Consider the following 14,181-nt stretch of genomic DNA (forward strand, 5'->3'; position numbering starts at 1 on the left):
ATCCGCGGCTTGCGCGAGAAGCCATCTGTGGCGGTGAGCGCATTAGATGACCCAGGGGAGCATCGATAGACGTGATCCACGATGCTGACGCGGTGCCTGCTGCGACCGTGAGTTCTCCACTGCGTCTGCAGGACCCGTCGGGAGACCCGTCAGCGAAGTTGCCGGAGGACCCGCCAGCGAAGTCGTCGGAGGACCCGCCAGCGAAGTCGCCGGAGGACCCGCCAGCGAAGTCGCCGGAGGACCCTTCAGCACGGGCGTCGGTGCGGGCGTCGGTGCGGAGGCCGCGGTGAGCGTGCACGTCTTCGTCGATGAGACGAAAGCCAACGGGCTGTTGATCGCCGCAGCGAGGGTGCAGCCCCGGCAGCTGGCCCCCACCCGCACCCTGCTGCGGGGCCTGTTGCTGGCGCGGCAGGAGCGGCTGCACTTCACCAAGGAAGGCAGGGCCCGCCAAGGCCAGATCGCGGCGGCGTTGTGCGCCAGTGGCGTCGTGGTCGACGTCTACGACGCCCGCACCATCGCCGATCAGCGCTTGGCTCGTCGCCTGGTGTTGGAGCAGTTGGTGGCGGATCTGGCGGTGGCGGGGGCGCACCGATTGGTGCTGGAACAGGACGACTCCCTCATCGCCAGCGACCGTCGGACCTTGCGGGCCGCGGTGCGGACGGCGGGAGTGGCGGATGAGCTGGTCTATGAGCACCTGCCACCGCGTAGTGAGCCGCTGTTGTGGATCGCGGATGCCGTGGCGTGGTGCTGGACCCACGGCAGTCTGTGGCAGGACCGGGTGCGTCCGATCATCGGGGAGATTCAGCGGGTGGAGTGAGCTCACCGCGATGTTGCGGGGCAGGGAGTCAGTGCACCGGTTTCAGTGGGGCCCGGACAGCGCGAAGCCCGGCTCGCCCACCGTCCGGAGGGCTGCCGGGCCCACTTCGCATCCCTACGGGGATGCGCACCTCTTCAGTATCGGCGCCGACCACGCTGGGCACAAGCTGCTGACGGCAGGGTCGGGACCGCGGGATGACCGTGATGTCCCGCTGACCCGCACAGGCCCGACGCCGCGTCCGTGCGTCCGGCGCGTAGTGGCGCATCAGCGTCTTCTTTGACGGCCGTCCCCTGGAGTGGGGGCAGGCTCGGGGATGGAGCGCCAGATGTCGCGGATCGCCCAGGGATAGAGGATGCCGCCGTAAATGAGGATGCCCACCCAGCCACCGAAGAGGAAGTAGCGGAGGAAGAACAGCAGCGGTAGGCCGGCAACGATCGTGCACAAGATCCTGCCCACCGGCCCGAACGTCACCTCGCTCCTGATCAGCCGAGATCGCGGTGCGCTCCGCCGCAGCTGAACGGGCGCTGGAGGTGGGGTGGATAAGGCTTTGGCTGTCAGATCGTGCCCTGTCTGCCAGTCGAACCTGGGATCGGGACGAACCGTCAGGCGGTGGCAGCGCCAGCACCACGGTGCATCTGCCGCGCCTGATTGCTCGCAGTCGCAAAGACCTCCAGCGTCTTCGTTACTGTCCTCAAGCTGACCGTGCGTGTCGGCACCGCTCACCGTCATGCTCTCGGAGCGAGAAGTCAGGATCTTGAACCTGCTCGGCTCAGAGCACGGGGAGCTTCATTGCCTGCCATGAGGGCTCAAGGTCTGGCCTGGGCGTGCCGATGGGTGGGGGGATCGCCGCACCCTGGAGGCCCCGTGTCCCGCAGTATCCGAGCAGGTTTGCTTCTCGCCGCTGTCCTCTGCGCGGTTGCGGGTTGTTCCAGTTCTCCCGAACCGGCCGTGACCCCAGCCGCGACCCCGGCCTCCGCCTCCGCCATGACCAGTGCACAGGCGCAGGCAGCTTTCACCCAGGCCAAGGTGCTCGGGGCGGACAGCAAGACGGGCGATGCGGCCACGATCCTGGGCCGGCACACGATCATGCTGACGACCTTCACCGCCGCGGACTGTCCCGCCCGTGGCGTCACGGTGTCCGAGCCCACCCCGGGTCACCTCGACGTCGACGTTGACGTCTCGCCCGGTAAGTGCGAGGGGACCTTGGAGCCGAGCAGTTGGAAGCTCACCAGTCAGGGCGACCTCATCGCCGAGGGCGATCCGCACCCTGTCACTGTCCACAAGAACGACGACAGCGTTGAGGTCGGCGTCGGGGGCGCGCGCGTGGGCTGAGCCCCGTGGGCAAGGTCACGTCATGATGCTGCCAGCGCCGCATCCACGATGAACAGCACGGCCCGTGACTGTGTGCATCGACCTCACCGCGTGTCCCGCTCATCGTCAGAGAAGTGGAGTCGCCGCCTGCGACAGCGCGCACAACGCGGGATGACCGTGAAGCCGTCTGCCCGCGTCGAGTAGACGCGGACGGTGCTCCTACTAGCTGTGTGAGCGACACGTCGCCCGATCGGAGTAGTAGAGGTGGTCCTTGCCGGTGCGATCCAGTGTGGGCCTGGCAAGGTCACGCGCATGGTTGCCCCGGTACTCCTACCCGTGAACGATCTGGTGGTGAAGCGGGCCTGGTCTCGTCGTCCCCGCGTCCTGCTCGAGGGTGTGGAGCTGCCCCGAGACCGCTGGGGTAGCTACGTCCTCCTTGATGAGGACGGACGCAGCTACCAGGTGCAGGCCGGCTTCAGTTGGCGGCAGCTGAGCCCGGTGGTGGAGGTGGACGGTCACCAGAGGCCCACCTTGGCGCCGTTGCCGACCCCGGTGCGCGTGGTCCTGCTCGTCTTCATCGTCTTCGGTTTCTTCTGCGGTCTTCAAGGCGTGGTGTTGGGTGTGGGCGCGGCCCTGGTGAGTGCTGCCCTGGTGCGCCGGCCTCAGCGCGGTGCTGTTCATGTGGTCGCTGCGGTTTTGGTGCCGCTGGCTGCGGCTGTCGTGTTCGTGGGGGTGGCTGTCTGGGTGCAGTAGTGCCTGGGTGGTGATGGGTCACGTGCGGTGGTCAGACCGCTGCCGCTGCTGAGGTAGGGGTACGGCGTCATAAGGCACGACTAGCCGCGCACCGCGGGATGACCGTGAAGTCGTGCGCGGTGACGCCCGTCGATCGGCAAGACTGCTCTCGTGGCCCATGGATCAGCGGCGGACCCCGCCGGTCAGGACCTGGTCGACGAGGCCGGCCGTCGGTGGACGACCCACTGGGCGCGTTGGTGCGATGCCAAGTAGGTCCGTCACTTCCTCCACCGCCAGCAGGACGTCCTCGTCCGTGGCTCAGACGGTGACGAGGTGATCCGTCTGAGCGCGAAGCAGGCTCAGGCGTGGTGGCACGAGATGCAACGGTGCTTCGAGGTCCCGGGCGAGCTGGCCCCGACCTCCAGCGTTGGTGGACTTACGTGCGCAGCGCACGTGTGGCGCTGCGAGGACGGTGGCGAGCCAGCTCGCCTGCTGGTCTTCGAGACCTTCTGCTGACGCCTGACCGAGGAAGTGAGGTCTCGGCCAGCGGGATGACCGTGAAGTCGCCTGGCAGCATTGAACTGTGGAGCCGGACTACTTCATGTGGGTTGCCGCCGAGCTGCGTGAGCTAGCCAGCCGACTGCGGGGCCGTCTATCAGACAGTGCGGAGAGGCTGGTGGAGGAGTACGTCAGCGTCAACGAGCTCGGCCTTGCACTCGAGTCCCTGGTCGATGCACTTGCAGAGGCAGAGCAACCCGTCTCCGCAGATGAGCGAGCAACCATGTTGGCCCTGGCGAATCCGATGGGTTTGCAGGACGAGGTCACCCGAGCCCTCGCCTTCTGTCCCTTGCCTTGAGGCTTGGTGGCTTCTGAAGACGAGACGCGTTGCCGTGCAGGACCGTGACATCGCGCGTATCGCGGGATGACCGTGACGTCGTCCGCCCATCCACCACGGGCACTCAGTCGTCGGTATGGAGCCTTTTCCATGCTCGTTGAGCCATCTCATCACCTCCGGTGGCACCGGCTAGCAGGTGCACGTCAGCGCCGTCGGTGTCTCCACGATCGAGCAGCAGCATCGCGAGGTTGTGGTGGCAGAACAGGTCCCCCGACGCGATGCCGGCCCGATAGGCCTCTTCGGCTGCGACCTCGTCAATCACTTCGTCCGCCGCTACCTCACGATCGAGCTCCTCGCCGTCCAGGTCGTCGCGATCCAGGTCGTCACCGCACAGCAGGTTGCCCAGCGGCAGCCAGCACTCGTCCTGGCCGAGCTTGGCGCCGAGCTCCAGCTGGGCTCGCGCTTCAGCACGCCGGCCCGTGGCTAGGAGCAGCGCTGCCAGCGACGCGCGGGTGTCGCCATCGACGGGTGCACCCGCGCGCAACTGCGCTTCCAAGGCAGGGTCGCGTGTTCGCTCCCACCGCCACGTGGCCAACAGCGCCGCAGCAGCCGCATTGCCATGCTCAGCCGCCTGCGTCAGCGTCGCTTCCGCTTCTTCACGCAGGCCTTGCTCGCGCAGCAGGAGTGCGAGGTTCATGAGCCCTTCAGGCTGACCGCCCAGGTCCCAGGCGGCGCGGTAGGCGTTCATCGCCGCGGCCAGGTCGCCCTCGAGCTCCAGGACGATGCCGAGGTTGAGCCACGCGTCAGTTTCTCCGGCAGCGACGGCCTTCTCGTAGGCATCGATGGCCTCCAAGGGGCGCTCCAGCTGGCGCAGCGTGTTGCCGACGTTGAACCACATCAGCTCCTCGCCCAGCGCCACTGCTCGCTGGAAGCAGACCAGCGCGTCGGTCTGGCGGTCGGCCTCGGCCAGGTCGCATCCCACGTCGATGAGCGCATCGACGTCTGTACCGGCCAGCGCCATGCGTAGACGTTTGTCCAGCTCTTGGGTCACCACTCGAGTGTGCCCGCCGGCTTACTTCAGTCTCGCGTGGTCATCGGCAGATGAGTGAAGTCGACAGGCGTCAGCGACACCGCCCGCACCGCGGGAATATGCGGGTGATCTTTGCTCTCGACTTGCACCCGGACATCGCCGTGAGAGCGAGGTCGTCAGCCGCCGGCAGCAGCGCGCACACCGCGGGATGACCGTGAGGTCGACGAGCTCTGCGAAGCTGCTGGGCATGGGTGAGGAGACGGTGGTGCTGTGGCGGCCGACAGGGCCAGAGGAACTGGCCCTGGTGGAGGAGTCCGGGTGGCAACGCTGGCCACCGCGGTTGCCCGAACAGCCGATCTTCTACCCAGTGCTCAACGAGGAGTACGCGACCAAGATCGCGAAGGACTGGAATGTGGCGCATAGCGGCGTCGGCTACGTCACGCGCTTCCGGGTGCGCAAGGACTTTCTCGACGCTTACCCCGTTGAGCAGGCCGGCGGTCGCACGATCTTGGAGTACTGGATCCCTGCGGAGGACCTCGAAGCGTTTAACGACCACATCGTGGGCTTGATCGAGGTCGTCTCCGAGTGCCGATGAGTTGATGGTGTGTTGCGGGTGGCTGCTCCTCCACCACCTGATCTCGCCATGTCCGCGACGGCGTCGGCCGCTGGCGATCACTCACATCGCGGGATGACCGTGCGTTCTGGCCCCCGATCAGGTGAGAGGTGACGCTCAGGCCGGTGAGGCTCATCTAGTGTCCGAGGTTTCGATGGGAAGGGCCCCTGATGCCTGCACGACTGCTGTACCTCCTGGGCGCACCACTGGCGATCGCTGGGGTCCTGGGACTCCTTCTGTCATTGGTCGTCCGGGGTCTCCCCGACGTCGGGGCACGCGTGTGGAACGGTCCGCTCGCACTCGGTGCGGCCGTCCTGCTCGTCGCCGGTCTCCTCACGGTCGTGGCGGCCCGGCTTGCCAGCCGCTCGTCGCGCAGCTCGCTCGAGTACTGACCTCCTCACTCACGGGAGAGTCGTCGGTGTGAAGGGGGATGTGTTCAGCGCTAGGTGCGAGGACCGCGGCGCGCGACTAGCGGGATGACCGAGCGTGGCGGCCCTCGTCTATCTGGGGCGGCAGCCATACGTAGGGCGATGCGCTACGGGAAGCTGTCGGGATGCTTAGCAGGGACAGACCGCAGTCAGGCGCGCCCCGCTTCCTACTGGGTGCGTTGTTGGCTGCAGAGCTGCTCCTCCTCGCCTTCGCCATCTGGGGGCTGGCCGAGGGGCGGGTCGTGCAGACGGTGGTTGGAGCGGTTGGCGCGTTGGTCAGCGCTGTTGTCATCGTCCGCATCACGGTGCGCAGTCGTGAGACGAGCGCCCGGGAGGTGGAGAACCATCTGCGTTTGAACCGTGCCTTGCTGCCCTACGTCTCGATCTTGAGCGTCGTCTTCGCTGGCGTGATGATCACTGCCGCCGTCGTGAGCTCGCCGTGGTGGCTTGTGGGGGTAGCGCCAGCTGTCGCGCTGCCTCTTGCTTGCGTGGCCCAGATTCGACACCTGAGGCGTCTGCACCTGTCTAGGGATCTCGAGGCGGGTACGGCGCAGTAGGCGCTACTGGCGGCCAAGATGGTCTGGGTCGATTACCCGAAGCTCGGCGATATGCGGGTGATCGTCGTGCTCAGCTTGCATCCGGACATCGACAGATCCGGTCGGCGTCGACCCGGGCCGACCACGCACAACGCGGGATGACCGTGCGTTCTTCACTGGCGGGCGTGAACTGCCCGCCCCACGAGACCGCACTGGTCACGCGTCCTGGCAGGTCCCTACGTCGGGTACGGCGCGGGCCTGGGGGCAGTCGAGGTGCGTCCAACCCTTCTTCCCGTAGCCGTCGCGGCTGTCGACGAAGACCTCCATGCCGCTGTGGTCAGACGTCACGCGGTAGTACGTGAAGATCGGGTCGCCCTCGGTGGTGTAGTCGGTCACCTTCAGCTCGGCGCCGGCGCCGTTGGTCTGCGCCGCCAGCAGGCACGCGGTGCCGTCTCGGGGTACTTCTCCCGTCCTGTCGCGGCTGACCTCGCCGCAGGAGGTCAGGTCTTCACGGGTGAGGAAGGACCAGGGCGGCATCTTGATGGCGGCCACGACTGCGGCTACGGCGAGGACGAGGAGGATCAGTACCCATCGGGGCGCGCGTTGAGGTGTCGGTTCCATCAGAGAACCTCGACCGACGCGGCGGTGGCTGACACAGCGATGTGACGTCTCTCGACTGAGCGCGGTTCCTGAGCCCCTTGACACCGATCACCTGCATAAACGGGATGACCGTGAAGTCGCCTGGGAGTATCGAACCGTGGAGCCGGACTACTTCATGCGGGTCGCCGCCGAGCTGCGCGAGCTAGCCAGCCGGCTGCGGGGTCGCCTTTCAGCTAGTGAGGACAGGCTGGTGGAGGAGTACGTCAGCGTCAACGAGCTCGGCCTTGCCCTCGAGTCCCTGGTCGATGCACTTGCAGAGTCAGAGCAACCCGTCTCCACCGGTGAGCGAGCAACCATGTTGGCCCTGGCCGGTCCGATGGGTTTGGAGGACGAGGTCACCCGAGCCCTCGTCTTCTGTCCCTTGCTTTGAAGCCTGGTGGCTTCTAAAAGCTGAGACTCGTTGTCCTGCAGAACAGCGCGACCACGCGCACCGCGGGATGACCGTGAAGTCGCTACGCGGTCAACAGCGTGCCTGACGGTGCGGTGCGGTGCGGTGCTTGTCAGTCCGGTAGGTCAGGCTCTTCGGCACGCAGGTGCTGAGCGTTGGCGGTGATCCAGGCCGCGTCCTGGTGATACGTGCTGACGTGGGCGTGTAGGTGCTCGTGCCCAGCGTCGGCGCGAGCTTGGGTGAAGGCGGCGAGATCGCGGATGCGATCCACGGCGACGGAGACCACCCGGGCCGGGTCGAGGTCCTGGCCGTAGGTCTTGCACACCAGGCGCAGACGCCGTGCCTTCTCCGAGAGCGTGTTGGGCAGTCCGTCGCCGGTGTCGGGGTCGGTCAGGGGCACCAGCCGGTAGGCCATGTAGGCCACGTCCCACACGCGCGGGCCCGGTGATGCGGTGTCCCAGTCGATGACCCCGCTCAGCTGCTGATCTTCGAAGACCATGTTGTAGGGGTCGAAGTCGTTGTGACAGACGACCTCAGCTGGCTCGTGGGTAGGCAGTTGCCAGCTGGCGTCTTCGGTGTTGAAGGTGGCGCTGACCTCATGCAACTGCGCCAGGAACTCCGTTGCTCGGATCAGGACCTCATCGGTCCATACCCACGGCGGTAGGGGGTAGCTGGGGACGGTGCCCGGTAGGTGGGAGGTGATGTCGCGTCCGCGTTCATCGCGTCCCAGCGGTTGCGGCGTCCAGTTCAGGCCGTGCTCGTGCAGGTGCTGCAGCAGGCGTTGAACGGTCGCGGTCCAGGGGCCTGCTGGGCGACGCACCGTGGTCCCGACGCGGACGGCACCGCCCATGTTGCCGCCCTCCAGGGCCACCTCGAGCTGTGGTGTGGTGACTTCCTCGTCTGCGTTCACCTCACGCAGTCTGGTCCCAGGTCGCCGTGGCCTCGCCGCCAGGTGGCGGTGCAGCCGCCCATCACGCCAGGCGGGCCGTCCATGCCCCCGGCCGTCTGCCGGGCCACGTCGTGTCGAGGTCCTACGGGCAGGGATGACCGTCGTACATCGGGAGGACCGCGATGTCGCAAGTCAGTCGCGACCGCCCAGATCGCGGGATGACCGGCCGTTTCGGTGCGGATCAGGTGGGCTTCGGGTAGCCGATCGAGACGATGTCCTCTGCAAGCTGCGCCAGCGTCCGCTGGGGATTGAGCCGTCTCACCAGTTCCTCGCTCAGTGGCCGCAGCGCGAGGACGTGAGCGGTGTCGTCACGCTCGAGTTCGGTCTCGTAGTAGTCCGCGGCGAAACTGCGGTAGGTGTCGGGGTCGGCGTCGAGTCCGCTCAGCAGCCACCCGCTGCCGTCGTCGAGGTCGGCGGGGACGCTGCTGCGCAGCTGCACCGGGTGCCAGCGCTGTTCGTCTCCCGGGTGAGGGCCCGTCTCCTCGTCCTGTGCGAGGTGTAGCCACCAGCAGGCCAGGGTGAGCAGCGGTAGGTCCCCGTCGGTGAAGGCCACTTCAGCAGCGGTAGCGCGTAGCGGCTGAGGGACGGCGGCGAGCCAGTCGAGGTCGAAGGGTTCGCCGTAAGGGCTCATCGGGCTCTCGTGATCGAAGCCGCGCAGCCACGCCCCGTCGGGGGTGAAGGTGATCGACCAGGAGTTGCCGGAGCCGTCGTCCATCGACGCCAGCTGCTCGGTGGGGCTCCAGGAGGCGTCGAAGGAGTAGTAGCGGTCGGTGGGGTCCTCGGCCTGGATCGCGTCCAGCATTGCCAGGCCCTGGCAGTGCCGGCGCAGCTCCTGCGGGTCCGGCAGCCGGCGGGCGAGCTGGACTACGCCGGCGGGCAGCGTGGTCGTCTCGAGGGGTCGGGTGTGTCGGCGTGGCCACCTCATCGCGCCAGCATGTCGCAGCTGGGCGCGGGGACCTCGCTTCGGGATTGGTTTGAACGCGCGGACGGCGGGATGACCGGATGGGTGTGTTCGAGGAGACACTCATCAAGGTGTGATGAGCCCTGCACCACGAGGTGGTGCGCGAGACGCTGATGTGGTGACGACAACCGGACTGCCCGATGGCTCTGAGAGCCCTGCGGATTCGCGCGCCGGGAGGGTCGGTGACGGCTTCGGCATCGGGGCGGCGCGGTGGTGGCGCCGGCTGGCGGGTGCGGGCGTGGTGGCAATGCTTGCCACGGCCTTCGGCGCCCTGGCCACCGGTGAGGACGGCGTCGATCGCGACGCCGGGTTCTGGGCGCTGGTGGTGCTGGGCTGCAGCTACGCCGGGGTGCTCGTCTCCTTCCTGGTCTCCGGCGCCGCTCGGGGTGGACGGCTGGTGGTCCGTCACGCCGGCGCGGGTGCAGGGCTGGGTTTGGTGCTGGGGGTGGCGCTGACCTTGTGGGTCGGTGACGTCGTCTGGCTCTGGCTGTGGCTGCTGATCTGCCTGCCGGCGGGAGCGCTGGTGGGTGCGATCACAGCCTGGGTGGCGTTGACGCTGCCGCGGCAGGTGGTGCCGTGGGTGGCGCTGCTGGGGGTGGTGGCCACGGCTTCACTGGTCTGGTCGACGTTTCGGCCGCAGCCGCCTTACGACCTGTTCGCGGTGGATGCCACGGAGCAGGTGAGTGCCGCGGGTGGTGCGGTGGGGCTAGCCGATCGGGTCCGGGCTGCGGTGGAGCGCACCAGCGCTGGGGACGACTTTCGCGCTGACACGTTCTGGGAGGCGGTCTCGGACGAGGTGTCGGGTGATCTCGGTGGGGCGCGGCCGCACCTGCGGTTCACCGTCGATGAGGACTTGCCCGTCTCCACGGTCACCGGTGAGCGGGTGCGGGTGATGACGGTGCAAGTGCGTGGGGGCGGGGCTGCGTGCGTGATCACCGACGCTGGTGCTGTGCGGGTTGTCGACGGGGCCTGCGAGGACCTCGACGTGGTCCGTGAGTGAGCGGTCGGAACCATTGCCTTCACGGTGACCTGCATGAGGTGGATGTGTCCCTGGCCGAGCAGATGCGAGTGATCACGTCGCCCACGGATCACCTGGTCATCGCCAAGAGCGCGACGTCGCCAGCCACCGGCGACCGCACACAACGCGGGATGACCGGTAAGTCGACGGCGTCAGCTTCCGGGTTGCTGCCAGGGTCTGAGGTAGTGGGCATCACCGGGGGCGACAGCCAGCTCCACACGTGAGCCGTCGTTGAAGACCGCGGTCCACACCTGCGCCCAAGGGTCCAGCCAGACCAGCTCGCCCCCCTGTGGCTTGCGCGGTTCGGGGTTTTCGAGCCGACCACCGACGAGTACCGCGCCGCGCCAGCGCAGATCACCCCCGTCGCTGATGACCGCACCTGCCGCGCCACCCCACGCCTGGCTGAGTCCGTGAGGTGATGGCCCCAGGGATCGGACGCTGGCGTCGAAGACGTCGTCGCCGTAGAGGCCGCGTTGGGCGCGTCGGCGCAGTCGGGGGGTGAGTAGACCGATGGCGGTGCCGAGGATCGCCATGGCGATGACCGTCCAGATCCAGTGGGGCATGGAACTCCTGCGTGCGGCGTCGAGAGGGACTCAGCTGCCAGGTTGCCAGGTCCGCTGAAGCCCTGATCGATCGTCCGGAATTCGCCAAGACTGTGAAGTCGTCGGCCCCGACAGCGCGCACAACGCGGGATGACCGTGCACACGCGCACCGCGACGTCAGGCGCAACACGCCATGCCCATGAGCTAGTGACTTGGGCCCCGCGGTGGCTGGCCGAAGACGATGCAGAACGGATGACCTGCCGGGTCGGTGAAGACGCGGAAGGTCGTCTCGGCAGCGGTCGGGCGGCGTTGCGCGCCGAGGGCGATCAGCTCTGCTTCTGCGCGGTCGGGATCGCTGACACGGATGTCGAGGTGCATCTGCTGCGGTCGTTCTGGATCCGGCCAGGTCGGTGGTGTCCAGTCGGCCGTGCGTTGGAAGGCGAGCTCGCGTCGGTCTGGGGTGGTACCGATGACGACCCAGTCACCGATGTCTTGGTTGATCTGCATGCCCAGGACGGCGCAGTAGAAGCTGGCAAGTGCCTGCGGGTCGGGACAATCCAGGACGGTCTTCTCCACTGAGCCGATCATGGGAGGAGTCTGCTGGTGGGTCCGTTGTGGTGCGACGCTGGACGTCCCGCTGGCGTCAGCACGGAGGGCGGGATGACCGTGCGCTTCGCGCGCACCGCGGGATGACCGTGCGCTTCGCGCGCACCGCGATGATATGTGGGTGATCGGGGGCTAACCTCCGGTCTGAGCCTCACCGGCTCGACGTCCTCAGCGTGGAGGCACCCTCATGACCGTTCTGGATCTTCGACTGACCCAAGGACTGACGCCCTCCGGACTGCCCGCCGTGCGCCTGGGTGAGCCCTGGCTGGACGCCTACCTCGACTTCCTCACCGCCCGCTGTCGACCCAACAGCGTCCTGGCCGCCGGCTACGACCTGAAGGTCTTCTTCACCCTCATCGCCAAGACCCCGGCGGAGGTCACCGCCGCCGACGTGCTGGGTTTCATCACCGCCCAGCGAACAGGATCAGCGGAAGTGCTCGGCCCGGTGATCGCCGTCGTCGCCGACGCCGACGCTGCTGGAGGGGTCAGTGCCCGCACCGTTCGACGCCGGTTGTCCAGCATCAACGGTTTCTACACCTTCCTCCTCGCCCGCGGCGACATCACCGCCAACCCCGTCCCCCTCGGCCTGCCGACACGGCGCGAACACGACCAGCCCCGTAGCAGTCGCGGATCGAGAACCCCGCTGGTCCGCTCCCCGCGGACCCTGCCGGTCATCCTGAACCCCGACGAAGCCGACGCTCTCACCTCTGCCCTGCGCACCCACCGCGACCACGCCATGGTCGCCGCGATGCTGCTCGGGGGTTTGCGTCGCTGCGAGGTCCTGCGCCTGCGCCTGGAGGACCTGAACGTCGGGGCACGGCGGGTATTCATCGCCGAAGGCAAAGGCGGACACCAACGCCAGATCCCGATCTTTCGACGCTTCTTCACCCATCTCGGCGACTACCTCAGCCTCGAACGCCCAGCCGAAGCCGACCAGTTGGGGCACGGACACGTCTTCTGCGTTCTCAAGGGTCCCCGCCGCGGGCACCCACTGTCGGCCTCGGGACTCGACGAGGTCCTCGACGGAGCACGGCGTCGCGCCGGCCTGGCGCACGTCACCTGCCATCAGTTGCGTCACACCTGCCTGACCCGGCTGCGCGAAGCGGGCATGGCCCTGGAAGCGATCCAGGCCCAGGCCGGTCACGCGTCCATCGAATCCACCCGCATCTACCTCCACCTCGGCGATGACTGGCTGGCGGGGCAGTATCGCCGCGCCGCCGAAGCCATCGATGCTCAAGCGTTCGCTGGCCACCGCACTGCTCCACCCACTCCCGAGGTCATCTCACCGATCACGTCAACGGTCATGGGACTGCGAGGTCGGCGATGAAGCAACCCGACCGCTTCCTTAGCTGGGCCGAGATCGACTCTGAGGCAATGGGTGACGCAACAGAGCTGACCGTTCCCATGCACGCCTACCTGAGGCAGATCGCCACCACCTTGCGCTCCGGCAGTGTCCGTAACTCCGACATAGCGCTGCGCTGCTTCACCCAGTTCATGTTCCAGGAACACCCTCAGATCACCCGCTTGGCTGACGTTCGTCGCGTCCACATCGAGGACTACAAGCCCTGGCTGGCCGCCCGCACCAACCAGCGCGGGAAACCCGTCACCGCCGCCACCCGCGCCCACCGCCTGGGCAACCTACGCACCTTCTTCATCCGCATCCGCGACTGGGACTGGCCGCAGGCCCCACCCACGGTTCCCATTCTCTTCGGTGACCTGCCGCGGCAGGAGAAACCCCTGCCGAAGGCCCTGGACGATGCCGCCGCCGCGAAGTTCCTGCGCGCCGCGCAGACCCGACCGCGTCTGCTCGAGCGGGTCATCTGCGAGGTCCTGATCCGCACCGGACTGCGCGTCGGGGAGTTCACCGGTCTGCGCCGCGACGCGGTCCGCCAGATCGGTGCTGGGCACTGGCTGCACGTTCCTGTCGGCAAACTCCTCGACGATCGCTACATCCCGCTGCACCCCCAACTGGTCGAGCTCATCGCCGATTACCGTGACCGCTTCGTCGACCCTGCCCACCCGCTGCTGTTGCCGCGGGAGAACGGCATACCCATGGACCGTTACAGCGTCACCCGCTGCCTGAACAACGTCGCCACCGCCGCCGGCCTCGGCCACGTCCACCCCCATCAGATGCGCCACACCCTGGCCACTCAGGCCATCAACCGCGGCATGAGTTTGGAGGCCATCGCTGCCCTGCTGGGGCATCACTCGATGGACATGACCCTTCGCTACGCCAAGATCGCGAATCGGACCGTCGCTGATGAGTACTTCGCCGTCACTGAGAAGGTCGAAGCGCTCTACGCCGCCCACGACCCCGACAACCTCGACGGCGAGAACACCGCACTACCGGCCTCCGCGGCCGGCCCGGAGATGGCCCGCCTGCACCGCGAGATGCATCAGCGGATGCTGGGCAATGGCTTCTGCACACGACCTCCGGCGCTGGATTGCACCTTCGAGTCGGTCTGCGAGACCTGCACGTTCTTCCAGACCTCGATCGCCTTCCGACCGACGTTGCAGGCCCAGTACGACCACGCCGCCGAACATGATCAACAAGGGCGTCAGCAGCTCTTCGCGGGCCTCCTCAGAGGCCTCGACCAGCCCGCGTCCTGACCCCCTTGACACCGATCACCTGCATAAGCGGGATGACCGTGAGATTGCGCCCGCAATCGCTAGCGTCTCTGGATGATCTTGACGGTCGAGCTGCGGATCGCCACAGCAGCTCCCACGACCACCTCGGCGGTGCTTCGCGCCCTCT

General features: G+C 67.4%; 18 protein-coding genes. 11 read left to right on the forward strand and 7 right to left on the reverse strand.

Annotated features, from left to right (window positions below):
- Nucleotides 1-286: 286 nt before the first annotated feature.
- Nucleotides 287-817 carry a hypothetical protein gene (locus OG218_RS00360; RefSeq protein ID WP_328291219.1) on the forward strand — a complete coding sequence of 177 codons (531 nt, stop codon included), beginning with the start codon at nt 287-289 and terminating at the stop codon, nt 815-817.
- A 264-nt stretch (nt 818-1,081) separates the two neighbouring features.
- Here the strand turns inward: OG218_RS00360 and OG218_RS00365 are convergent, their stop codons facing one another.
- Nucleotides 1,082-1,540 (reverse strand): hypothetical protein, encoded by a 459-nt coding sequence (locus OG218_RS00365; RefSeq protein WP_328291220.1) that lies wholly within the window; start codon nt 1,538-1,540, stop codon nt 1,082-1,084.
- Between the two features lie 225 nt (nt 1,541-1,765).
- Between OG218_RS00365 and OG218_RS00370 the strand changes: the two genes are divergently transcribed.
- The 3 genes from OG218_RS00370 to OG218_RS00380 all read left to right on the forward strand — a co-directional run bounded on the left by OG218_RS00370 (nt 1,766) and on the right by OG218_RS00380 (nt 3,716).
- A complete protein-coding gene (locus OG218_RS00370; RefSeq protein ID WP_328291221.1) occupies nt 1,766-2,149 on the forward strand; it encodes a hypothetical protein in 384 nt (127 codons plus the stop codon).
- 315 nt (nt 2,150-2,464) lie between these two features.
- Complete coding sequence (locus OG218_RS00375; RefSeq protein ID WP_328291222.1) at nt 2,465-2,881, forward strand: hypothetical protein; 417 nt, start codon at nt 2,465-2,467, stop codon at nt 2,879-2,881.
- Between the two features lie 562 nt (nt 2,882-3,443).
- Nucleotides 3,444-3,716, forward strand: a complete 273-nt coding sequence (locus OG218_RS00380) for a MafI family immunity protein (RefSeq protein ID WP_328291223.1) — start codon at nt 3,444-3,446, stop codon at nt 3,714-3,716.
- Nucleotides 3,717-3,819: 103 nt separating this feature from the next.
- Here the strand turns inward: OG218_RS00380 and OG218_RS00385 are convergent, their stop codons facing one another.
- A complete protein-coding gene (locus tag OG218_RS00385; RefSeq protein WP_328291224.1) occupies nt 3,820-4,746 on the reverse strand; it encodes a tetratricopeptide repeat protein in 927 nt (308 codons plus the stop codon).
- A 226-nt stretch (nt 4,747-4,972) separates the two neighbouring features.
- Here OG218_RS00385 and OG218_RS00390 point away from each other — a divergent pair, with 226 nt between their 5' ends.
- The 3 genes from OG218_RS00390 (at nt 4,973) to OG218_RS00400 (ending at nt 6,323) form a co-directional block, all read left to right on the forward strand.
- Nucleotides 4,973-5,320: a hypothetical protein gene (locus OG218_RS00390; RefSeq protein WP_328291225.1), complete on the forward strand. Its 348-nt coding sequence runs from the start codon at nt 4,973-4,975 to the stop codon at nt 5,318-5,320.
- Nucleotides 5,321-5,508: 188 nt separating this feature from the next.
- Nucleotides 5,509-5,730: a hypothetical protein gene (locus OG218_RS00395; RefSeq protein ID WP_328291226.1), complete on the forward strand. Its 222-nt coding sequence runs from the start codon at nt 5,509-5,511 to the stop codon at nt 5,728-5,730.
- Between the two features lie 218 nt (nt 5,731-5,948).
- Nucleotides 5,949-6,323: a hypothetical protein gene (locus OG218_RS00400; RefSeq protein ID WP_328291227.1), complete on the forward strand. Its 375-nt coding sequence runs from the start codon at nt 5,949-5,951 to the stop codon at nt 6,321-6,323.
- Nucleotides 6,324-6,518: 195 nt separating this feature from the next.
- Here OG218_RS00400 and OG218_RS00405 read toward each other — a convergent pair whose 3' ends face one another.
- Nucleotides 6,519-6,923, reverse strand: a complete 405-nt coding sequence (locus OG218_RS00405) for a hypothetical protein (RefSeq protein ID WP_328291228.1) — start codon at nt 6,921-6,923, stop codon at nt 6,519-6,521.
- 136 nt (nt 6,924-7,059) lie between these two features.
- On the opposite strand from OG218_RS00405, the gene OG218_RS00410 reads away from it, so the two are divergent.
- Nucleotides 7,060-7,332, forward strand: coding sequence for a MafI family immunity protein (locus OG218_RS00410; RefSeq protein WP_328291229.1), 273 nt, complete (start codon nt 7,060-7,062; stop codon nt 7,330-7,332).
- A gap of 130 nt (nt 7,333-7,462) precedes the next feature.
- On the opposite strand, the gene OG218_RS00415 is transcribed toward OG218_RS00410, so the two are convergent.
- Nucleotides 7,463-8,260 carry an aminoglycoside phosphotransferase family protein gene (locus OG218_RS00415; protein WP_328291230.1) on the reverse strand — a complete coding sequence of 266 codons (798 nt, stop codon included), beginning with the start codon at nt 8,258-8,260 and terminating at the stop codon, nt 7,463-7,465.
- Between the two features lie 220 nt (nt 8,261-8,480).
- Nucleotides 8,481-9,224 (reverse strand): hypothetical protein, encoded by a 744-nt coding sequence (locus tag OG218_RS00420; RefSeq protein WP_328291231.1) that lies wholly within the window; start codon nt 9,222-9,224, stop codon nt 8,481-8,483.
- 154 nt (nt 9,225-9,378) lie between these two features.
- Between OG218_RS00420 and OG218_RS00425 the strand changes: the two genes are divergently transcribed.
- Nucleotides 9,379-10,260: a hypothetical protein gene (locus OG218_RS00425; RefSeq protein ID WP_328291232.1), complete on the forward strand. Its 882-nt coding sequence runs from the start codon at nt 9,379-9,381 to the stop codon at nt 10,258-10,260.
- Between the two features lie 170 nt (nt 10,261-10,430).
- Here OG218_RS00425 and OG218_RS00430 read toward each other — a convergent pair whose 3' ends face one another.
- Both OG218_RS00430 and OG218_RS00435 read right to left on the reverse strand, forming a co-directional pair.
- On the reverse strand, nt 10,431-10,841 hold the full coding sequence (locus OG218_RS00430; protein WP_328291233.1) for a hypothetical protein: 411 nt from the start codon (nt 10,839-10,841) through the stop codon (nt 10,431-10,433).
- 183 nt (nt 10,842-11,024) lie between these two features.
- Entirely contained in the window at nt 11,025-11,396 is a 372-nt protein-coding gene (locus OG218_RS00435) for a VOC family protein (protein ID WP_328291234.1), read from the reverse strand.
- A 217-nt stretch (nt 11,397-11,613) separates the two neighbouring features.
- On the opposite strand from OG218_RS00435, the gene OG218_RS00440 reads away from it, so the two are divergent.
- A complete protein-coding gene (locus OG218_RS00440; RefSeq protein WP_328291235.1) occupies nt 11,614-12,753 on the forward strand; it encodes a tyrosine-type recombinase/integrase in 1,140 nt (379 codons plus the stop codon).
- Complete coding sequence (locus tag OG218_RS00445) at nt 12,750-14,036, forward strand: tyrosine-type recombinase/integrase (protein WP_328291236.1); 1,287 nt, start codon at nt 12,750-12,752, stop codon at nt 14,034-14,036. Before OG218_RS00440 ends, OG218_RS00445 begins: the two co-directional genes overlap by 4 nt.
- Nucleotides 14,037-14,181 lie beyond the last annotated feature (145 nt).

Origin of the sequence: Kineococcus sp. NBC_00420, assembly GCF_036021035.1 — a bacterium.
GTDB lineage: Bacteria > Actinomycetota > Actinomycetes > Actinomycetales > Kineococcaceae > Kineococcus.